This window comes from Nocardioides ultimimeridianus, from assembly GCF_054777895.1.
On record NZ_BAAHAB010000017.1, the window covers coordinates 98,473 to 118,899 of the forward strand.

Below are 20,427 nucleotides of genomic sequence, written 5' to 3' on the forward strand. Positions count from 1 at the left end.
CATGGACTTCGCATTCGACGCCAAGACCGAGGAGCTCCGCGCGAGCATGCTCGACTTCATGGAGAAGCACGTCTACCCGGCCGAGCCGGTGTTCCACGAGCAGATGGAGGCGCTGGAGGACCGCTGGGCGTGGGACTCCGTGCCCGTGCTCGCCGAGCTGCGGGCCGAGGCGCGCAGCCGGGGCCTGTGGAACCTCTTCCTTCCCGGCGAGGAGGGCGGCGGCCTGACCAACCTGCAGTACGCCACCCTGGCCGAGATCTCCGGCCGCAGCATGCACCTGGCCCCTGCGGCGATGAACTGCGCGGCGCCCGACACCGGCAACATGGAGGTCCTCGCGGTCGCGGGCAACGACGAGCAGAAGAAGAAGTGGCTCGAGCCGCTGCTCAACGCCGAGATCCGCTCGGCCTTCGCGATGACCGAGCCCGACGTCGCCTCCTCGGACGCGACCAACATCGAGCTCAGCATCATCCGGGACGGCGACGAGTACGTCCTCAACGGGCGCAAGTGGTGGATCACCGGCGCGATGAACCCCAACGCCAAGATCTTCGTGGTCATGGGCAAGACCGACCCGTCGGCCGCGCGGCACCGCCAGCAGTCGATGATCCTGGTCGAGCGCGACACCCCCGGCTTCGAGGTCGTGCGGCCCATGCACGTGCTCGGGTACGACGACCACGAGCACGGCGGCCACGCCGAGCTGCGCTTCACCGACGTCCGGGTGCCCGCGGGCAACCTGCTGATGGGCGAGGGCGACGGCTTCGCGATCGCCCAGATGCGCCTGGGCCCGGGCCGCATCCACCACTGCATGCGCTCCCTCGGCCTGGCCGAGCGCGCCCTGGAGCTGATGTGCGCCCGCGCCGAGAGCCGCGTCGCCTTCGGCAAGCCGCTGTCGGAGCAGGGCGTCATCCGCGACTGGATCGCCGAGGCTCGGGTCCGGATCGAGCAGCTGCGGCTGATGTGCCTCAAGGCCGCGTGGCTGATGGACACCCAGGGCAACAAGGCCGCCCACACCGAGATCCAGATGATCAAGATCGCCACGCCCGCCACGGTGGAGTGGATCCTGGACAAGGCGATCCAGACCCACGGCGCCGGCGGCCTGTCGCAGGACTTCCCGCTGGCCAACATGATCGCCGGCATCCGCACCCTGCGCTTCGCCGACGGACCCGACGAGGTCCACAAGAACGCGCTCGCCAAGGCCGAGCTGGCCCGGCAGTCCTCGGCCCGGGAGGCGCGGGCGTGACCGACCTCCGCACCGAGATGGGCGCCGACCTCGCTCGGCAGGTCGCCGACTTCCTCGCGGCCCACGACCCCGCGGCGACCGAGCCGCTGGAGTTCCTCCGGGCGCGCTTCGACGCGGGCCTGGCCTGGGTCGCCTACCCGGAGGGGTACGGCGGGCAGGGGCTGCCCCGCGCGCTGCAGCCCGACGTCGACCGGCTCTTCGAGGAGGCGGGCGCGCCGAGCAACCGGCCCGAGGTCAACGGCATCGGGCTCGGCATGGCCGCCCCGACCATCCTGGCGTTCGGCACCGAGGAGCAGAAGCAGCGCTTCCTGCGCCCGCTGTGGACCGGCGAGGAGATCTGGTGCCAGCTCTTCAGCGAGCCCGGCGCCGGGTCGGACCTCGCCAACGTCTCCACCCGCGCGGTCCGCGACGGTGACGAGTGGGTCGTCAACGGCCAGAAGGTGTGGACCTCCGGGGCGCACAACGCCTCCTTCGCGATCCTCGTCGCGCGCACCGACCCCGACGCGGTCAAGCACGCCGGCCTGACCTACTTCCTCTGCCCGATGACCGACCCCGGCGTCGAGGTTCGGCCGCTGCGGCAGATCACCGGCGAGGCCGAGTTCAACGAGGTCTTCCTGTCCGACGTACGCATCCCGGACAGCCAGCGCCTCGGCGCGGTCGGCGAGGGGTGGAAGGTCGCCAACGCCACGCTCAACAACGAGCGGGTCGCGATCGGCAGCGGCGGCGGTCGCGAGGCCGGGATGATCGGCCGGGTCGCGAAGACCTGGCGCGAGCACCCCGACCGGCACACCCCCGAGCTCCAGGACCGCCTGCTGCGGCTCTGGGTCGACGCCGAGGCCGCCCGGATCACCGGCCGGCAGCTCGCCCAGAAGCTCGCGTCCGGCCAGCCCGGGCCCGAGGGGTCGATGATGAAGCTGCTCTTCGCGAAGACCGCCCAGGCGCTGTCCGGCCTCGAGGTCGAGATCCTCGGCGAGGACGGCCTGCGCTTCGAGGACGAGCAGGGCTGGGAGATGGTGCGGCCCGGCAAGGTGTCCTTCACCGGACGCGACGCCGGCTACCGCTACCTGCGCGCGAAGGGCAACTCCATCGAGGGCGGCACCTCCGAGATCATCCGCAACATCGTGTCCGAGCGCGTGCTGGGCCTCCCGTCCGAGCACCGCACCGACAAGGACCGTCCCTGGAAGGAGCTCGCCAAGTGAGCACCGTGCCTCCCCCCGCCGACGTGGACCTGCTCGCCACCGACGTCGAGACCGACCTGCGCGGCACCGTCCGCGACCTGCTGGCCGACCAGTGCCCGTCCTCCGCCGTCGCCGCCATCTACGACGGCGACCGCTCGGTGGTCGCCCCGCTGTGGAAGGCCCTCGCCGGCGACCTCGGCCTGGCCGGACTGCTCGTGCCCGAGGACCTCGGCGGCGTCGGGGCCTCGGCCCGCGAGGCCGCCGCGGTGCTCGACGAGCTGGGCCGCGCGTGCGCGCCGGTGCCCTTCCTGACCAGCGCGGTCGTCGCCACGACGGCCCTGCTCGCGCTCGACAGCGACCTGGCGCGGACCACCCTCGCGGCGGTCGCCTCGGGCGACCGGACGGCCGCCCTCGTCGTACCGCTGTCGGCCGGGCCGGACGCCCCGCTGCCCGAGCTGACCGTCGCCGACGGCGCGGTCACCGGCACCGTCCGCTCGGTCGCGGGCGCGCTCGAGGCCGACGTGCTGCTGGTCGCCGCGGGCGGCTCCCTGCTGCTGGTCGAGGCGCAGGCCGCCGGGATCACGGCGGTGAGCTCGCTCGACATGGCCCGCCAGCTCGCCGACGTCACCTTCACCGGTACGCCGGCGCAGGTGCTCGCCGACGGCGAGCAGGGCGCCGCCGCGGTCCGCTCGGCACTGATCGCCGGTGCCGCGCTGCTCGCCTCCGAGCAGGTGGGCGTCGCGCGCTGGTGCCTCGAGGAGACCGTCGCCTACCTGAAGATCCGCAAGCAGTTCGGCCGCGTGGTCGGCGGGTTCCAGGCGCTCAAGCACCGCCTCGCCGACCTGTACGCCGAGGTCGAGTCGGCCTCCGCCACGGCCCGCTACGCCGCGGCCGCGCTGGCCGTCGGCGAGGACGTCGAGGTCGCGACCCGGGTCGCAGCGGCGTACTGCTCCGACATCGCGGTCCACGCCGCCGAGGAGGCCGTCCAGCTGCACGGCGGCATCGGCATGACCTGGGAGCACCCGACGCACCTGTACCTGAAGAAGGCCAAGGCCGACCAGATCGCGCTCGGCACCGCCGGTGCCCACCGCGCGGCGCTCGCGGGTCTGGTCGACCTCTAGGCTCGCGGTGTGAGCTTCGGTCGGGTGGTGGGTCTGGTGCTGGCGCTGGCGCTGATCGGCGGTGGCGCGTTCCTGTGGTCGGCCGGCATGGGCTGGGTGGGGGGCTCGGGCGACACCAGCTCCTACTGGGCCAACATCGGCGGAGGACTGGCCGGCCTCGGCCTGGCGCTGGGCTTCGTCGTCGCCAAGCCGCGCCGCTAGCCGGGGCCTTTCACTCGACCGGCTTGACGCCGTTCTTGTGGCGCTGGGCGAGGGCCGGGTAGTACTGCGGGTTCAGCTCGACCCAGATCGCGGCGCCCGTCCCGGCGAGCTCCTTGACCGGCTTGGCCGGCGTGCCGGAGACGAGCATGCCCTCGGCGATCTCGGTGCCGGGGGTGACGACCGACCCGGCCGCGACGAGGGAGCCCGCGCCGATGACGACGCCGTCGAGCAGGACGGTGCCGTTCGCGATGAGCGCGCGCTCCCCGACGGACTTGCCGTGCGCCACGACGGCGTGCGCGATGGTCGCGTACGCGCCGATCTCCAGGGTCTCGCCCGGGCCCGCGTGCAGGACCGCGTTGTCCTGGATGTTCGCCCCCTCGCGGACCACGATCGTGCAGTCGTCCCCGCGCAGCACGGCGCCGTACCAGACGCTCGCGCCCGCCTCGATCACCACGTCGCCGACCAGCGTCGCGGTCGGCGCCACGAACGCATCGGGGTGGATCTGCGGCCGCTTGCCCTCGAACTCGTAGATGAACACGACCCGAGGCTAGCGAGCCCCGGGGGCACTGGACCTGTCACGGGTGGGGGCGGGTGTTACCTGTGCCGGAAAACTTTACCTTTGAGAGGTCACGAAGAGGTGACGAGCGGGTTCCCCATCTGGCACCATTCTTCTTGCCGCCGCAGATGACCCGAGACGTCTGCGGCGGCTCTGTTTTTCTTGGTCGCGGGTTCCTCTCGGCTACCGGACGCCCCACGAGTAGGTCTGCTTGCGCAGGCCGAGGTACATGAACGTCTCGGTGGTGGAGACGCCCTCGATGGAGCGGATCCCGCTGGAGACGACGTCGAGCAGGTGCGCGTCGGACTCCACGACGACCTCGACCAGGACGTCGAAGTTGCCGGCGGTGATGACCACGTAGTCGACCTCCTCGAGCTCGGCGATCTTGTCCGCGATCGGGGTCACGGGGCCGTTCACCTTGACCCCGACCATCGCCTGCCGCGCGAACCCCAGCTCCATCGGGTCGGTGACCGCGACGATCTGCATGACACCGGTCTCGACCAGGCGCTGGACGCGCTGCCGGACGGCGGCCTCGGACAGTCCGACGACCTTCCCGATCGAGGCGTAGGAGCGCCGGCCGTCCTGCTGGAGCTGCTCGATGATCGCCTTGGAGACGCTGTCGAGGACCGTGGTGGCGCGTACGTCGGACATGGGCGCGATGTTGCCACGTTTCGGGTTCGTCCTTCAACCGAACGTCAAATGACGGAATCCGTTGCAATCATGTTTCCAGACAACGGATTCCCTTGCACATCCGGGCAATGACTGGCAGAGTCCGCCCTGCCCATCATGTGACGGAGGGAACACGCATGTCCATCGAGCCACCGCCCCGGCGCGCGCCGCTTTCGCGCCGGAACGTGCTCAAGGGGGTCGGCGCCGGAGCTTTCGCCGCCGCGAGTCTCGGCGTACTGCCGCTGTTCTCGACCCCCGACCGCAAGCAGGACCCGGCCACGTGCACGACCCCGGACCTGTCCGCGTCGCAGCGCGAGCTGATCGTCTCCAACTGGCCGCTCTACATCGACCCGAACAACAAGAAGGGCACGTCGACGCGCCAGCTCTTCACCGAGAAGTACGGGATCACGGTCGACTACACCGCCGACGTCAACGACAACAACGAGTTCTTCGCCAAGGTCGTCAACCAGCTCGGTGCCTGCCAATCCACCAAGCGCGACATGTTCGTGCTGACCGACTGGATGGCCGCCCGGATGATCCAGATGGGGTGGATCCAGAAGCTCGACGCGAGCAAGGTGCCGAACCTGCACAACAACCTGATCGACACCCTCAAGGTCGACTGGGACCCGGACCGGGAGTACTCCGCGCCCTGGCAGAGCGGCCTGACCGGGATGGCCTACAACAAGAAGTACCTGCCCGAGGGCGTGAAGTCGTTCAACGACCTGCTCACGAACCCCAAGTTCAAGGGCAAGATGACGCTGCTCACCGAGATGCGCGACACCATGGGCCTGATCATGCTCTCCCAGGGAGCGGACCCCGCCAACTTCACCGACGCCCAGTGGGGCAACGCCATGGAGGCGCTGAAGAAGGCCACCAGCGACGGTCAGGTACGCCGCTTCACCGGCAACGACTACACCGCCGACCTGCAGTCGGGCAACGTGTTGGCCTGCGAGGCCTGGTCCGGTGACATCGCGAACCTGGACGACGACAACGTCGTCTTCGTGGCGCCCGAGGAGGGCATGAACATCTGGGCCGACAACATGCTGGTCCCCAACCTCGCGACCCACAAGGAGAACGCCGAGGACTGGATCAACTTCTACTACGACCCGGTCATCGCGGCGACGCTCTCCGACTACAACTTCTACATCTGCCCGGTCAAGGGCGCCCAGCAGGCGATGGAGCAGATCGATCCCGCCGCTGCCCACAACGAGCTGATCTTCCCCACCGAGAAGACCCTCGCGGTCTGTCACACGTTCATGGCGCTCGAGGAGTACCAGATGCGCGAATACGAAGGAGCGTTCTCCGATGTCACAGGCGTCTGACGTCACCACCGACGGCTCGCGGAGCCTGCGGATCTCGCAGCTCACCAAGGAGTTCGCCACCTTCACCGCGGTGAAGTCGCTCGACCTGGAGGTGCCGCACGGCACGTTCTTCGCGCTGCTCGGCCCGTCCGGGTGCGGCAAGACCACCACCCTGCGGATGGTCGCCGGCCTCGAGACGCCGACCTCGGGGTCGATCCGGATCGGCGACACCGACATCACCTATGCCAAGCCCTACCAGCGGCCGGTGAACACCGTCTTCCAGAGCTATGCGCTGTTCCCGCACCTCGACATCTACGAGAACGTGGCGTTCGGCCTGCGGCGGCAGCGGAAGTCCGAGGTCGCCCAGCAGGTGGAGCACATGCTGGAGCTGGTCGAGCTCACCTCCCAGGCGCGCAAGAAGCCGCCGCAGCTCTCCGGCGGTCAGCAGCAGCGGGTGGCCCTCGCCCGCGCGCTGATCAACCGGCCCGACGTACTGCTCCTCGACGAGCCGCTCGGCGCGCTCGACCTGAAGCTGCGCCGCGCGATGCAGTTGGAGCTCAAGCGGATCCAGACCGAGGTGGGCCTGACCTTCGTGCACGTCACGCACGACCAGGAGGAGGCCATGACCATGGCCGACACCATCGCGGTCATGAACGCCGGCGTGATCGAGCAGATGGGCTCGCCCGCCGAGCTCTACGAGAACCCGCGCACCACGTTCGTGGCGAACTTCCTGGGCCAGTCGAACCTGATCGAGGCCACCGTCCAGGGCCGCGACGGCGACAGCGTCGTCGTCGACATGCACGGCATCAAGGCCTCCATCCCCTCCGAGCGGGCACACGCCGACTCGGGCCGCGGCTGGGTCGGCATCCGACCGGAGAAGGTGCTGCTCGCCCCCGCCGGCGAGGCCATCGACGCCCCGGGCAACCACCTGCACGGCGCGGTCGTGACCGACGTCAGCTTCATCGGCGTCTCGACGCAGTACCAGGTCAAGATGCCGTGGGGCCAGGAGCTGATCGCCTTCGAGCAGAACACCGGCACCCGCGGCATCATCGCGCCGGGCACCAAGGTCGACGTCTCGTGGCGGCCCGAGTTCGCCTTCCTGCTCGACGCGAGCCAGGACGCGAACGCGGGCATCGAGGAGGACTGATGGCGGCCAAGCGCCGGTCCACCGGCTACCTGCTGATCCTGCCGGGCGCCATCTGGCTCGGCCTGTTCTTCGTCATCCCGTTCTACTCGCTGATCGCCACGAGCCTGTACGACCCGAAGGGGTCGGTGCTCAGCGGCTACCACGTGAGCTACCACGTCGCGAACTTCGTCGACGCGGTCAAGACCTACTACCCCGAGATCCTCCGCTCGCTCGGGTACGCCGCCGGTGCGACCTTGATCTGCCTGGTGATCGGCTACGTCCTGGCGTACGCGATCGCCTTCAAGGCCGGCCGCTGGCGCACGCTGCTGCTGGTGCTGGTGATCGCGCCGTTCTTCACCAGCTTCCTGCTGCGCACGCTGTCGTGGAAGCTGATCCTGGCCGACCACGGCCCGGTGGTGAGCACGATGCGCCACCTGCACATCCTGGGCGCGGACGGCCGGCTGCTGAACACCTCCTTCGCCGTGATCGCGGGCATCGTCTACAACTTCCTGCCGTTCATGGTGCTCCCGCTCTACGCCAGCCTGGAGAAGATCGACGGCCGGCTGGTCGAGGCCGCGGGTGACCTCTACGCATCGCCGTTCGTCGCGTTCTTCAAGGTGACCTGGCCGCTGTCCATGCCCGGCGTCGTCGCCGGCACCCTGCTGACCTTCATCCCGGCGGCCGGTGACTACATCAACGCCCAGCTGCTCGGCAGCCCCACCGGCCGCATGGTCGGCAACGTGATCCAGAGCCTGTTCACCACCACCCAGGACTACGCGCAGGCCGGCGCGCTCTCGGTGATCCTGATGGCGATCATCGTGGCGCTGGTGCTGCTCTACATCCGCAAGGCCGGGACGGAGGAGCTCCTGTGAGCGGGTTCGCGAAGACCTGGCGTTGGGTCAAGGACCACCTGGTCCTCATCCTCGGCCTGCTCGTGCTGGTCTACATGTTCGTGCCGATCGCGGTCGTCGTGCTGATGAGCTTCAACGATCCCGGCAAGTCCAAGAACGTCTACGAGTTCAAGGGCTTCACCTGGGCCAACTGGCTGCATCCGTGCGCCCCCGAGGGCATGTGCCACGCCGTCGGGGTCAGCATGCTGATCGGCCTGCTGGCCACGATCGTCGCCACGGCGATCGGGACGATGGCCGCCTTCGGCCTGGTCCGCCACCAGTTCGGCGGACGCTCCTTCGCGAACACGGTGATCTTCCTGCCGATGGCCTCGCCCGAGATCGTGATGGGGTCCTCGCTGCTGGCGCTGTTCCTGTCCGCGGGCCTGGGCGGACGGCTCGGCTTCTGGACGATCTTCATCGCCCACGTGATGTTCTGCCTGTCGTTCGTGATCGTGACGGTCAAGTCGCGGTTGGCGGGCATGGACGAGAACCTCGAGCAGGCCGCGATGGACCTCTACGCCACCGAGTCGCAGACGTTCTGGCGGATCACCTTCCCGCTGGTGCTCCCCGGCATCCTGGGGGCCGCGCTGCTGAGCCTGTCGCTGTCCTTCGACGACTTCATCATCACGAACCTGAACGCCGGCCAGACCGTCACGTTCCCGATGTTCGTGTGGGGCGCCGCCCAGCGCGGCGTGCCGATGCAGGTCAACGTCATCGGCACGGCCATGTTCCTGATCTCGATCACGATCGTGCTCGCCGGCGAGATCAACAACCGACGCCGCGCCCGGGCCCTGGCGCGCTGATCCATCCGAAGAGACAGACCAGGGATAGAGATGTCTGAGATCCAGTTCCGCAACGTCATCGACGGCAAGCCGGTCGATGCGGCCAGCGGTGCGACGTACGACGTGATCGACCCGGCCACCGGCAAGGTCTACGCCACGGCGCCGCTGTCCGACGAGCACGACGTGGAGGTGGCGTACGCCGCCGCCGACGCCGCCTTCGAGGGGTGGGCCGACACGACCCCGCGCGAGCGGGCCCGCGCCCTGCTCCGGATCGCCGACGCGATCGACGAGCGGGCCGAGGACATCTGCCGCGTCGAGGTGCGCGACACGGGCAAGCCGTTCCAGCTCACCATGGACGAGGAGCTCGGGATGGCGGGGGACCACTTCCGGTTCTTCGCCGGTGCCTCGCGGGTGCTGGAGGGCAAGTCGGCCGGCGAGTACCTCGCCGACCACACCAGCTGGATCCGGCGCGAGCCGATCGGCGTCGTCGGCCAGGTCACGCCCTGGAACTACCCGCTGATGATGATGATCTGGAAGATCGCGCCGGCTCTGGCGGCCGGCAACACGGTCGTCCTCAAGCCGAGCGACACCACCCCGGCGTCGTCCACCCTGCTGGCCGAGCTGTGCCAGGAGTTCCTGCCTCCCGGCGTGCTCAACGTGGTGTGCGGCGACCGCGACACCGGGCGCGCGCTGGTCGCGCACCCGACCCCGCAGATGGTCGCGATCACCGGCTCGGTGCGCGCGGGCATGGAGGTCGCGGGCTCGGCGGCGACGGACCTGAAGCGGGTCCACCTCGAGCTCGGCGGCAAGGCGCCCGTGGTCGTCTTCGACGACGCCGACATCGCCTCCGCGGCCGAGGCGATCGCGACGGCCGGCTACTTCAACGCCGGCCAGGACTGCACCGCCGCGACCCGCGTGCTGGTGGGCGCGGGCGTGCACGACGAGTTCGTGGCCGCGCTGACCGAGCAGGCGCGGGCGACCCGCACCGGCCTGCCCGACGACGCCGACGTGCTCTACGGCGCCCTCAACAACGCCGACCAGCTGGCCCGCGTGGCCGGCATCGTCGACCGGCTCCCGGACCACGCGACGGTCGCCGCGGGCGGTCGCTTCGCGACCGTCGCGGGTGGCGAGGGCGGCTACTTCTACGAGCCGACCGTCCTCTCCGGCCTGCGGCAGGACGATGAGCAGGTCCAGAGCGAGATCTTCGGGCCGGTCATCACCGTGCAGCCGTTCGCCGACGAGGCGCAGGCGCTGTCCTACGCCAACGGCGTGCAGTACGGCCTGTCGTCCTCGGTCTGGACCAAGGACCACGCCCGCGCCATGCGGATGAGCCGCAAGCTCGACTTCGGCGTGGTGTGGATCAACACCCACATCCCGTTCGTCTCCGAGATGCCCCACGGCGGCTTCAAGCACTCCGGCTACGGCAAGGACCTCTCGATGTACGGCCTGGAGGACTACACCCGCATCAAGCACGTGATGAGCTACCTCGGGTAGCTCCGACCGTGGGAGGACGACAGGGGCGTCGTACGCCGCCAGGATGGCCACCATGGCTGAGCTGAGCGGCAAGACGTTCCTGGTGACCGGCGCGAACACGGGCATCGGCAAGGAGACCGTGCGCAACCTCGCGGGGCGGGGTGCGCGGGTGGTGATGGCGGGCCGCTCGGAGGAGAGGAACCGGGAGGCGATCCGCGAGATCGCGGCCGACACCGGCAACAGCGACCTCGACTGGATCCCGCTGGACCTGGGCGACCTGGCGTCGGTGCGGGCCGCGGCCGCGACCTTCCTGGCGAGCGGCGACCGGCTCGACGTGCTGATCAACAACGCCGGCCTGGCGGGCAGGCGCGGGATGACCGAGAGCGGCTTCGAGCTCGCCTTCGGCACCAACCACGTCGGCACCTTCCTGCTCACCGAGCTGCTCCGCGACCGGGTCGCCGAGACGGGCCCCGGCCGGATCGTCAACGTGGCCAGCACCGGCCACTACCGGGCCAAGGGGATCGACTGGGACGCGGTGCGCAAGCCGTCGGTCACGCGGACCGCGTTCGACGAGTACTGCGTCTCCAAGCTGGCCAACGTGCTGCACGCCCAGGAGCTCGGCCGCCGGCTGGCGGGCACCGGGGTGACGACGTACTCCCTGCACCCCGGTGCCATCGCCTCGGACGTGTGGCGCGAGGTGCCGCCGGGGCTGCGCCAGGTGATGAAGCTGTTCATGAAGTCGACGACCGAGGGCGCCAAGACCTCGATCTACTGCGCGACCTCGCCCGAGGTCGCCGACGCGACCGGCCGCTACTACGACAACCAGCGCGAGAAGGAGCCGTCGAAGGTCGCGACCCCCGAGCTGGCCGCCGAGCTCTGGGAGCGCAGCGAGGCATGGGTGGCCTGATTCAGACGATCACGCCGGGGTTGAGGATCCCCGCCGGGTCGAGCGCCTGCTTGGCTGCCGCCAGGGCGGCGGCGAAGGGCGCGGGCCGCTGGGCGTCGTACCAGGGGCGGTGGTCGCGGCCGACCGCGTGGTGGTGGGTGATCGTGCCGCCGTTGGCGGCGATGGCGTCGGACACGGCCGCCTTGATCTCGTCCCACTGCGCGACGGCGCTGCCCCAGCGGCCGGGGGCGAAGACGCCGTAGTACGGCGCCGGGCCGTCCGGGTAGACGTGGGTGAAGCGGCAGGTCACCACACCCTGCCCGCCGCACACCTCGGCGATCGCCCGCTGCGCCGCCGCCGTCACGGCCGCGTGGAACGCGGGGAACGCATCCCAGGTGCACGCGGTCTCGAAGGTCTCCACGATCATCGAGCGGCGGGCCAGGGCGTCGCGCTGGTAGGGCATCCGGATGAAGGTCGAGCGCCACGACCGGGAGGCGTCGGCGGCCGCGTCGGAGGAGGCGTCCGGGGTCGTGGAGCGGTCGCGGCGCGCGAGCAGCGTGCCGCCGTGGTCGCCGGCCAGCTCCAGCGCCCGGGCCAGCCACGCGTCGACCGGGTGGTCGGCCGACTCGAAGGCGACCAACAGCAACCCACCGGTGGTGGAGGTGCCGGCGTTGAGGAAGGCCTCCCCGGGGTCGAGCAGCCGGCAGTTCGAGGGGTGCAGGCCCGACTGGGCGAGGGCGCGCGTGGCCCCCACCGCGGCGTCGTACGACGCGAAGCCAACGGTCGCCGTCTGCTGCCAGACCGGCCGCTGCTGCAGGCGCATCCAGGCCTCGGTGATCACGCCGAGCGAGCCCTCCGACCCCAGGAACATCCGGTCCGGGGAGGGGCCGGCTCCGGAGCCCGGGAGTCGCCGGGACTCGCCCACCCCTGCGGGCGACACGACCCGGATCGACTCGGTCAGGTCGTCGATGTGGGTGGCGAGGGTGGCGAAGTGGCCGCCGGCCCGGGTCGCCAGCCAGCCGCCGAGCGTGGAGAACTCGAAGGACTGCGGGAAGTGCCGCAGCGTCAGCCCGTGCGGGCGCAGCTGGTCCTCCAGCGCGGGTCCGTAGGCGCCGGCCTGGATCCGCGCCGCGCGGCTGACCGGGTCCACCTCGAGCACCCGTCCCAGCCGCTCCAGGTCGAGGGTGACCGCCGGACCCTCGAAGCGCGGCTCGACGCCGCCGACGACCGAGCTGCCGCCGCCGTACGGGATGAGCGGTGTGCCGGTGGTGGTGCACCAGTCGAGGACGTCGACCACGTCCTGCTCGTCCCGCGGGCGTACGACGAGGTCGGGGACGTGCGCGACGTCGCCGGCCAGGTTGCGGACGACGTCGCGGAAGGCCTTGCCGCGGGCGTGCCCGAGCCGGTCGACGACGTCGTCGGAGCACAGCCCGGCGAGCGAGGCCGGGGGAGCGATGCGGGGAGCCGGCACCCCCAGCGATCGCGGGTCGGGCGGCGGGTGGTCGGTCAGGTCGTGACCGGGGAGCAGCGCACCCACCCGCGCGGTGAGCTCCGCGGTCTCGGCCGCGTCCAGCTGGGCGGCGTCGGAGCCCCAGCCCCACCACGATCGCGTCACCCGAGCCATCCTGCAGCCGCGGCCCGGTCGCGCACCACCGCCCACGCCTCGAGGTACGCCGCCGTGAGCGACTCCGCCTCGTCCTCGAGCGCGTCGGCCAGCGTGACCAGCCCGGCCGGCTCGGCGGCCCCCAGCGCCCGCACGACCCCGGCCGCGACGACGAGGTCGTGCTGGTCGCCGAGGACGTCCTGCAGGCCGGTCAGCTCCTTGATCCGGGCGCCGTCGCGCACGCCCGGCACCTTGCGGGTGGCCTCGAGCAGGTAGCGCGTCCGCTTCGCTGCCTTGCGCACGTCGTGCAGCGCCTCCCACCGCTCGGCGTCGGTGGGCAGCCGGGCCGCGTCGTCGGCGAGGCCGGCCAGGCGGCGTACCTCCCGGCGGGCGAGGCGCGGCGCCTCCTTGCGGGCCGAGCGCTCGGCCCGGGCCGTCGTGGGCGGCGTCGCGAGCAGGTGGGACAGCGCGCGGTCGAGGTGCTCCAGCGACGACGGCCCGAGCGCGGCCAGGGCGGCCGCCTCGGCCCGCTGGTGCCGCGCGGCCAGCACGTCGTGCACGAGCACCCGGTCGGCGGGGTCCTCGATGCGCGGCGCCAGCAGCCCGGTGAGCACCTCCAGGTCGCGCGGACCCCCGAGCACGCCGATCAGCTCCTTGACCGAGGCGCGCAGCGGCGCGACCGCCTGCCTCCGGTACGCCGGGGCCGCGGCCGACAGCGTGCTGTGGATCCGCCGCAGGGCGACCCGCAGGTCGTGGACGTCCTCGGCGGCGGTGTCGTCGTCCCCGCCGAGCCGGCCGTCGGCGTACCGCTGCTCGCTCAGGCGGCGCACCTCGCCGACCTGATGGGCGAGATAGCCCTGCAGGCAGTCCCCGATCGTGAATCGGCTCACCGGCCCATCCTCCCGTATGCTGACCCCGACGTCCCGCCCTCCGCGCTGCGGCTTGCCGATCCAACTCGTGCGCCGTCGGGGGGACCGCCACAGGATTCGACCCCCGGCGTGCCCACCCGCACCCGGCGTGCGAGGGTGGCGATGCGGACGACGGTGTCCCAACGGACTCAGCAGCAATGCACTGGGCCGTCGTCACCTCTATTTCGATGAGGTAACGTCGCCCCACCCTGAACAGGACCGAAAGGCTGGCAAGGCACATGGTGGATGTGGAGAAGGCGCTCGATGAGGCAGGCCTCACGAACCCCCACGTTCGGGAGTACGTCGCGCACTGGGCGGGGGTGACCGGAGCGGCCGACGTCCAGGTCGTCTCGGCCGCGGACGACGCCCGGCTGATCGAGGAGGCGCTTGCCTCCGGCGAGCTCCTCCCCGCCGGCGAGGGCAGCTACTACTCGCGGTCCTACTACAAGGACACCGCGCGCGCCGAGGAGCGGACCATCGTCGCGACGAGCGACGAGCGGGACAAGGGCACGTACAACAACTGGAAGCCCGCCGCGGAGATGAAGCCGAAGCTCGTCGAGCTGATGACCGGCGCCTCCGAGGGCAAGACCATGTACGTCATCCCCTACCTGATGGCTCCGGCCGGCGGCCCGCTCGACAAGTTCGCGGCGGGCGTCGAGCTCACCGACAACGTCAACGTCGTGCTGCAGATGATCCGCATGTCGCGGGTCGGCGTGGACTACATCAACCACATGGGCGACGACTTCGTCCGCGCGGTGCACGTCACCGGCGACCTGCCGAACCTCGGCCAGGGCACCCCCGACGACAAGCGCTACTTCGTGACCGTCGCCGACGAGCGCACGATCCTGCACTTCGGGTCCTCCTACGGCGGCAACGCGCTGCTCGGCAAGATCGCCCACGGCCTGCGCCAGGGCTCCTACGACGGCTGGAAGAACGGCTTCCTGGTGGAGCAGTTCATGCTGCTCGGCATCACCGACAAGGTCGCCGGCACGAAGTACAACATCTGCGGCGGCTTCCCGTCGGCCTCCGGCAAGACCAACCTCGCGATGACGCTGGCCCCCGACGCACTGGGCGACCGCTACCACGTGGAGTTCTACGGCGACGACATCGCGTGGATCTGGGTCGACGAGAACGGCGTGCTCCGCGGCTTCAACCCGGAGAACGGCGTCTTCGGCGTCGCCAAGGACACCAACGAGAAGACCAACCCGACAGCGATCGAGTCGATCAAGCCGGGCCTCGGCGTCATCTACACCAACGTCGCCTACAACGAGAAGACGCAGGACGTCTGGTGGGAGGGTCGCGGCGACAAGCCGACCGACCTCGACGGCTGGCTGGACTGGAAGGGCGAGAGGATCGCCGACCGCCAGGGCGAGGACATCGACGCCCCGTGGGCGCACCCGAACTCCCGCTTCACCACGACGCTGGCCAACGTGCCCAACGTCGCGGGCGACTACGACGACGCCGCCGGCGTCGAGATCCACGGCATCATCTTCGGTGGCCGCACCCGCGACCGCGAGCCGCTGATCCGCGCGATCGACGACCTCGCCGAGGGTGTGTACGACGGCCTCACGCTCGGTGCCGAGGCGACGGCCGCGGCCGACGGCCTCGAGGGCGTCCTCCGCTACGACCCGATGTCGATGCGCCCGTTCATGTCCTACCCGGAGGCGGACTACGCGCAGCACTGGATCGACGTCGTCGGCAAGGCGACGAACAACCCGATCTTCGCGCACGTCAACTGGTTCCAGCGCGGCGAGGACGGCCGCTTCCTGTGGCCCGGCTACCGCGAGAACCTGCGCCCGCTGGTGTGGCTCATGCAGTACCGCAACGGCGAGGTCAGCGGTGTCGAGACGCCGGTCGGCACCATCCCGGCCCGCGACGAGCTCAACCTGGACGGCCTCGACGAGCAGACGCTCGCCGACCTGGACACGATCCTGACCATCGACAAGGACCGCTGGATCCAGGAGATGGGCTACCGGGAGAAGCACCTCGCGCAGTTCGAGGGTCTTCCCGAGGCCATCTGGGAGGCGCACCGCCGCGTCGCCAAGGCGCTCGAGGACTGACCTCCTCGATCCACCGCGATCGACCACGCCCGAGCCGGCGGGAGTCCCTGACTCCCGCCGGCTCGGGTCTTTTCCGTCCGCGGAGGGCTAGGTTTCGGACATGTGGTTCAACCTGTTGAAGTGGGTCGTGCTCGGACCGGTCGTGCGGTGGTACAGCCGGCCGCAGGTGATCGGGATGGACCGGATGCCGCGCAAGGGCCCGGTGATCATCGCGCCGAACCACACCAGCGAGATCGAGTCGTTCGTGCTCTGCCTGGTGCTGCGCCGCCAGCCGCGGTTCATCGCGAAGGCGGAGTACTTCTCGGGCAAGGGCCTGCGCGGGATGGCCGACCGGATCATCGTCAAGGCGACCGGGCAGATCCCCGTCGACCGGGCCGCGGGCGGCGACAAGTCGGCGGCGCTGGAGGCGGCGGCCGACGTGCTGCGCCAGGGTGACGTGTGGGCCGTCTACCCCGAGGGCACGCGCTCCCCGGACGGTCGGCTCTACCGTGGCCACACCGGCGCCGTGCGCGTCGCGCTCGAGGTGCCCGGGGTGACCGTGCTGCCGGTCGCCATCAGCGGCGCCCGCGAGGTCGACAACCCGGGCCGCAAGGGCTGGAAGCGTGGCCGCGTGCGGATCGAGTTCGGGGAGCCGCTGCCGCTGTCGTCGTACGACCCGAGCAGCCCGGAGGACTGCCGTGCCGCCACCGACGAGCTGATGCGCCGGATCCAGGCGATGAGCGGCCAGGAGTACGTCGACAGCTACCCGCCGCGCCGCTCGCGCGGATAGGGGCGGCATACGCTGCAGCCATGCGCGCCGTCGTCTGCCACCGGTCCGAGCTCTCGGTCGAGGAGGTGCCGGACCTGGCGCCCGGGCCCGGACAGGTCCTCATCGACGTCGAGCGGTGCGGGATCTGCGGCTCGGACCTGCACGCCCGGGTGCACGGCGACGCGACCGCGCGCGACGTCGCGGAGCTGGGGTACGCCGACTTCATGCGCTCCGACCAGCACGTGGTGATGGGCCACGAGTTCGTCGGTACGATCGCCGACTACGGGCCGAAGACGCGCAAGGCGTGGCCGGTCGGCACCCGCGTGGTGTCGCTGCCGGTGCTGCGCCAGGGCGACGCGATCCAGCTGACCGGGCTGTCCCAGAAGGCGCCCGGAGGGTACGCCGAGCAGGTGCTCGGCACGCAGTCGATGACCATGCCCGTGCCGGACGGGGTGGCGGTCGAGGCCGCCGCGCTGACCGAGCCGATGGCGGTCGCGCTGCACGCCGTGCGCAAGGGCAGGGTCGGTGCCAAGGACACCGCCGTCGTCCTCGGCTGCGGGCCGATCGGGCTCGCCGTGATCCTGATGCTCAAGGCGTCCGGCGTGCGGCACGTCATCGCCTCGGACTTCTCGCCGGGCCGCCGGGCGCTCGCGGAGCGCTGCGGTGCCGACGTGGTGGTGGACCCGGCCGTCGACTCGCCGTGGACGACGTTCGCGGACAGCAAGCGCTATCTCACCGATCCGACCGCCCTGGCGGGCATCGGCATCGACGCGATGGACAAGCTGACCGCCGTACCCCTCCTGCCGTGGCAGCACCTGATGCGGGCCGCGGAGAAGGCCGGCGCGACGCCGCGCGGACCGGTCGTCTTCGAGTGCGTGGGCGTGCCCGGGATGATCGAGCACGTGGTGTCGTCGGCGCCGCTGCTGTCGCGGGTGGTGGTGGTCGGCGTGTGCATGGAGACCGACGCGTTCCGGCCCTCGATGGCGATCAACAAGGAGATCGACCTGCGCTTCGCGTTCGCCTACGACCCCAGCGAGTTCCACCAGACGCTGCAGTGGATCGCGAAGGGCAAGGTGGACGTCGCGCCCCTGATCACCGGGACGGTCGGGCTGGACGGCGTGGCCGGGGCCTTCGCGGACCTCGCCGACCCGGAGCGGCACGCGAAGATCCTCATCGACCCCTCGCTCGGGGCCTGAGCATGGCCGATCCGCGGAGCAGGGGCGAGCGCGAGATCGAGTCGGGCATCCGCACCGACTTCCGCTCGACCATGGACTACGCCGGCTACCTCGACCTGGACACCCTGCTGTCCGCGCAGCACCCGCTGAGCCGGCCCGAGCACCACGACGAGCTGCTCTTCATCGTCCAGCACCAGACCACCGAGCTGTGGTTCAAGCTGGTGCTGCACGAGCTGCGCTCGGTCCGCGCCTACCTCGACGAGGACGACGTCAGCCGCGCCCGCAAGGCGCTCGCGCGGGTCAAGCACATCTTCCGCACCCTCGCCGAGCAGTGGTCGGTGCTGGCCACGCTCACGCCGACGGAGTACGTCGAGTTCCGCGGCTTCCTGGGCGCCTCGTCGGGATTCCAGTCGCACCAGTACCGCGCCGTCGAGTTCATCCTTGGCAACAAGAACGCCGGGATGCTGCGGGTGTTCGAGGCGAAGCCGGAGGTGCACGCCGTGCTGGCCGAGCTGCTCGACGAGCCGACGGTGTACGACGCGTTCCTCCGCTTCCTGGCCCGTCGTGGCCACGAGGTCCCGGCCGAGGTGCTGGAGCGGGACGTGCGGGCCGCGTGGGTGGAGTCCGCGGACCTGGTGCCGGTGCTGCAGCGGATCTACGCCGACACCGAGGCCCACTGGGAGGAGTACGCGACCTGCGAGGACCTCGTCGACCTCGAGGACGCCTTTCAGCTCTGGCGCTTCCGGCACCTGCGGACCGTGCAGCGCACGATCGGCTTCAAGACCGGCACCGGCGGGTCGTCCGGGGCCGCGTTCCTGAAGCGGGCGCTGGACCTGACCTTCTTCCCCGAGCTCTACTCGGTGCGGACCGGCATCGGTGGGTGACACGGTCCTGCCGGGTGTGTGCGACCGCCACGTGCACCTGGGGCTGGTGGACCACTCCCTGCTGGCCGGCGGGCCGGTCGTGGAGGTGCACGACCTGGGCTGGGTGCCGGCCGAGGTGCTGGCGCTGCGGTCCTCGCCGCCCGCCGGGGTGCGGGTGCGGGTGGCCGGTCCCTTCCACACGGCTCCCGGCGGCTACCCGTCGGGGCGGTCGTGGGCGCCGGACGGGGCGGTGCGCGCGGTGGCGACCGCCGAGGACGCCCGGGTGGCGGTCGGGGAGGCGGTGGCGGCGGCGTACGACCTGGTGAAGGTGGCGCTGAACGCCGCGATGCCGCTGCTGTCGGACGGGGTGCTCCGCGCGCTGGTCGAGGAGGCGCATGCGGCCGGACTGACGGTGGGCGTGCACGCCGAGGGCCCCGGTCAGGCGGCGCGGGCGATCGACGCGGGCGCCGACGTACTCGTGCATGCGCCGTGGGAGCCGCTGCCGGACGCGGTCCTCGAGCGCGGGCGCGCGATGACGTGGATCTCGACGCTCGCCATCCACGGTCGGGCCGACCGCGATGTGGCCACGGACAACATCCGTCGCTTCCGGGCGCTCGGCGGGACCGTCCGCTACGGCACCGACATGGGCAACGGGCCCACCCCGGTCGGCCTCAACGAGGCGGAGGTCCTGGCGCTGGGGGAGGCGGGCCTGGAGGGTCCGGAGCTGCTCGCGGCGCTGTGCGGCGAGCACCCCGGCGGCGTACCGGACGAGCGGCTGCTGACCTCCCCGCTCCCGGAGCCGACGACGGCGGCCGAGGCGGTCGCGTGGTTCGGCTCGGCCCGCCGGCTCGTGCCGGCCTGACGGCTCAGGACCCCTTGCGCCGTCCCAGCACCGCGCTGCCGGCAGCGATGAGCACGGCCAGGCCGGACAGGCCGAGGGCCCAGGTGGAGCGGCCGGCACCGGAGTCCGGCGAGCCGTCCGCGGCGGCCGTCGTGCTCTCGACCGCGGGGGTGAGGGTCAGCGTGGGTGCGAGGTGCTCCGGCTCGCCCTGGCCCGGCGTCGTGGGGTCGATCCAGCGCGCGACCTTGCCGTCGGAGTAGGTCTGCAGCACCTTGAACACGATCGACCCGGAGTCGGGCAGCGGGCCCAGGGAGACGCCGAACTCCTGGAACTGGCCGGGCTTGATCGCCGTCGCCCTCGAGGTGGCGGTCCAGATGATCCGCGAGACGGCCTGGGTGACCTGGCCGTCGTCGGTCGTGATCGGCTTCTTCAGCCGCTCGTCGACGACCTTGGCCGACCAGCCCGGAACCGGCTGGACGCTGACCGAGCCGAAGGGGTGGTCGGCCGGGAAGAAGACCTGCAGCCGCGTCGTCGACGCGGTGTCGGACTCCGTCGGCACCCGGAAGGAGACCTTGGTGTAGCCGCCGCCGGCCGCGGTATCCGGGTTCACGGTCACGTGTGCGAGCGCGGGGCCGCCGGCTGCGACGAGGGTGACGAGGGCGATGGGCACGAGGGTGGCGATGCCGCGGAGCGGGGAGCGACGCATCGATCTGCCTTTCGGTGACTTCGTCCGGCGCCCCGAGCGGCGAGCGGATCGAAGGCCAGCCGGGACCTTGGTCCTACGATGCTGACGAAACGAATTACTACCC

20 protein-coding genes are annotated in these 20,427 nt (G+C 71.1%); 15 read left to right on the plus strand and 5 right to left on the minus strand.

Features of this window, described 5'->3' with window-relative positions:
* Position 1 precedes the first annotated feature (1 nt).
* The 4 genes from ACYU8V_RS15825 to ACYU8V_RS15840 are packed head-to-tail and all read left to right on the plus strand — an operon-like array spanning position 2 to position 3,737.
* Positions 2–1,237 (plus strand): acyl-CoA dehydrogenase family protein, encoded by a 1,236-nt coding sequence (locus tag ACYU8V_RS15825; protein WP_460848700.1) that lies wholly within the window; start codon positions 2–4, stop codon positions 1,235–1,237.
* A complete protein-coding gene (locus tag ACYU8V_RS15830) occupies positions 1,234–2,436 on the plus strand; it encodes an acyl-CoA dehydrogenase family protein (RefSeq protein ID WP_460848701.1) in 1,203 nt (400 codons plus the stop codon). Before ACYU8V_RS15825 ends, ACYU8V_RS15830 begins: the two co-directional genes overlap by 4 nt.
* Positions 2,433–3,536, plus strand: coding sequence for an acyl-CoA dehydrogenase family protein (locus ACYU8V_RS15835; RefSeq protein WP_460848703.1), 1,104 nt, complete (start codon positions 2,433–2,435; stop codon positions 3,534–3,536). The genes ACYU8V_RS15830 and ACYU8V_RS15835 overlap by 4 nt, the downstream gene beginning before the upstream one ends.
* A 9-nt stretch (positions 3,537–3,545) precedes the next feature.
* Positions 3,546–3,737: a hypothetical protein gene (locus tag ACYU8V_RS15840; RefSeq protein ID WP_460848705.1), complete on the plus strand. Its 192-nt coding sequence runs from the start codon at positions 3,546–3,548 to the stop codon at positions 3,735–3,737.
* Between the two features lie 10 nt (positions 3,738–3,747).
* Here the strand turns inward: ACYU8V_RS15840 and ACYU8V_RS15845 are convergent, their stop codons facing one another.
* Together ACYU8V_RS15845 and ACYU8V_RS15850 are read right to left on the minus strand one after the other, a co-directional pair.
* On the minus strand, positions 3,748–4,275 hold the full coding sequence (locus ACYU8V_RS15845) for a gamma carbonic anhydrase family protein (protein ID WP_460848707.1): 528 nt from the start codon (positions 4,273–4,275) through the stop codon (positions 3,748–3,750).
* A 201-nt stretch (positions 4,276–4,476) separates the two neighbouring features.
* A complete protein-coding gene (locus ACYU8V_RS15850) occupies positions 4,477–4,944 on the minus strand; it encodes an Lrp/AsnC family transcriptional regulator (RefSeq protein ID WP_460848708.1) in 468 nt (155 codons plus the stop codon).
* Between the two features lie 155 nt (positions 4,945–5,099).
* Here ACYU8V_RS15850 and ACYU8V_RS15855 point away from each other — a divergent pair, with 155 nt between their 5' ends.
* Genes ACYU8V_RS15855 through ACYU8V_RS15880 form a run of 6 tightly spaced genes read left to right on the plus strand, consistent with a single transcriptional unit; the run spans position 5,100 to position 11,441 of the window.
* Positions 5,100–6,284, plus strand: a complete 1,185-nt coding sequence (locus tag ACYU8V_RS15855; protein ID WP_460848709.1) for a polyamine ABC transporter substrate-binding protein — start codon at positions 5,100–5,102, stop codon at positions 6,282–6,284.
* Positions 6,268–7,410 carry an ABC transporter ATP-binding protein gene (locus tag ACYU8V_RS15860; RefSeq protein WP_460848710.1) on the plus strand — a complete coding sequence of 381 codons (1,143 nt, stop codon included), beginning with the start codon at positions 6,268–6,270 and terminating at the stop codon, positions 7,408–7,410. Before ACYU8V_RS15855 ends, ACYU8V_RS15860 begins: the two co-directional genes overlap by 17 nt.
* Positions 7,410–8,261 carry an ABC transporter permease gene (locus tag ACYU8V_RS15865; protein ID WP_460848711.1) on the plus strand — a complete coding sequence of 284 codons (852 nt, stop codon included), beginning with the start codon at positions 7,410–7,412 and terminating at the stop codon, positions 8,259–8,261. The genes ACYU8V_RS15860 and ACYU8V_RS15865 overlap by 1 nt, the downstream gene beginning before the upstream one ends.
* Entirely contained in the window at positions 8,258–9,082 is an 825-nt protein-coding gene (locus ACYU8V_RS15870) for an ABC transporter permease (RefSeq protein ID WP_460848713.1), read from the plus strand. Before ACYU8V_RS15865 ends, ACYU8V_RS15870 begins: the two co-directional genes overlap by 4 nt.
* A 30-nt stretch (positions 9,083–9,112) precedes the next feature.
* Positions 9,113–10,555 carry a gamma-aminobutyraldehyde dehydrogenase gene (locus tag ACYU8V_RS15875; protein ID WP_460848715.1) on the plus strand — a complete coding sequence of 481 codons (1,443 nt, stop codon included), beginning with the start codon at positions 9,113–9,115 and terminating at the stop codon, positions 10,553–10,555.
* A gap of 52 nt (positions 10,556–10,607) precedes the next feature.
* Positions 10,608–11,441: an SDR family oxidoreductase gene (locus ACYU8V_RS15880; RefSeq protein WP_460848716.1), complete on the plus strand. Its 834-nt coding sequence runs from the start codon at positions 10,608–10,610 to the stop codon at positions 11,439–11,441.
* A 1-nt stretch (position 11,442) separates the two neighbouring features.
* On the opposite strand, the gene ACYU8V_RS15885 is transcribed toward ACYU8V_RS15880, so the two are convergent.
* Together ACYU8V_RS15885 and ACYU8V_RS15890 are read right to left on the minus strand one after the other, a co-directional pair.
* Positions 11,443–13,044 carry an FAD-binding oxidoreductase gene (locus ACYU8V_RS15885; protein WP_460848718.1) on the minus strand — a complete coding sequence of 534 codons (1,602 nt, stop codon included), beginning with the start codon at positions 13,042–13,044 and terminating at the stop codon, positions 11,443–11,445.
* A complete protein-coding gene (locus ACYU8V_RS15890; RefSeq protein ID WP_460848719.1) occupies positions 13,032–13,913 on the minus strand; it encodes a CHAD domain-containing protein in 882 nt (293 codons plus the stop codon). Before ACYU8V_RS15890 ends, ACYU8V_RS15885 begins: the two co-directional genes overlap by 13 nt.
* A gap of 257 nt (positions 13,914–14,170) precedes the next feature.
* Here ACYU8V_RS15890 and ACYU8V_RS15895 point away from each other — a divergent pair, with 257 nt between their 5' ends.
* From ACYU8V_RS15895 to ACYU8V_RS15915, 5 genes are all read left to right on the plus strand, one after another.
* A complete protein-coding gene (locus ACYU8V_RS15895; RefSeq protein WP_460848721.1) occupies positions 14,171–15,991 on the plus strand; it encodes a phosphoenolpyruvate carboxykinase (GTP) in 1,821 nt (606 codons plus the stop codon).
* 100 nt (positions 15,992–16,091) lie between these two features.
* On the plus strand, positions 16,092–16,760 hold the full coding sequence (locus ACYU8V_RS15900) for a lysophospholipid acyltransferase family protein (protein ID WP_460848722.1): 669 nt from the start codon (positions 16,092–16,094) through the stop codon (positions 16,758–16,760).
* A 20-nt stretch (positions 16,761–16,780) separates the two neighbouring features.
* Positions 16,781–17,935 (plus strand): zinc-binding dehydrogenase, encoded by a 1,155-nt coding sequence (locus ACYU8V_RS15905; RefSeq protein ID WP_460848723.1) that lies wholly within the window; start codon positions 16,781–16,783, stop codon positions 17,933–17,935.
* A gap of 2 nt (positions 17,936–17,937) precedes the next feature.
* Entirely contained in the window at positions 17,938–18,798 is an 861-nt protein-coding gene (locus ACYU8V_RS15910; protein WP_460848725.1) for a tryptophan 2,3-dioxygenase, read from the plus strand.
* Positions 18,791–19,639 carry a hypothetical protein gene (locus tag ACYU8V_RS15915; RefSeq protein ID WP_460848726.1) on the plus strand — a complete coding sequence of 283 codons (849 nt, stop codon included), beginning with the start codon at positions 18,791–18,793 and terminating at the stop codon, positions 19,637–19,639. The genes ACYU8V_RS15910 and ACYU8V_RS15915 overlap by 8 nt, the downstream gene beginning before the upstream one ends.
* A 4-nt stretch (positions 19,640–19,643) precedes the next feature.
* Here ACYU8V_RS15915 and ACYU8V_RS15920 read toward each other — a convergent pair whose 3' ends face one another.
* Positions 19,644–20,324 carry a YcnI family copper-binding membrane protein gene (locus tag ACYU8V_RS15920; protein ID WP_460848727.1) on the minus strand — a complete coding sequence of 227 codons (681 nt, stop codon included), beginning with the start codon at positions 20,322–20,324 and terminating at the stop codon, positions 19,644–19,646.
* Positions 20,325–20,427 lie beyond the last annotated feature (103 nt).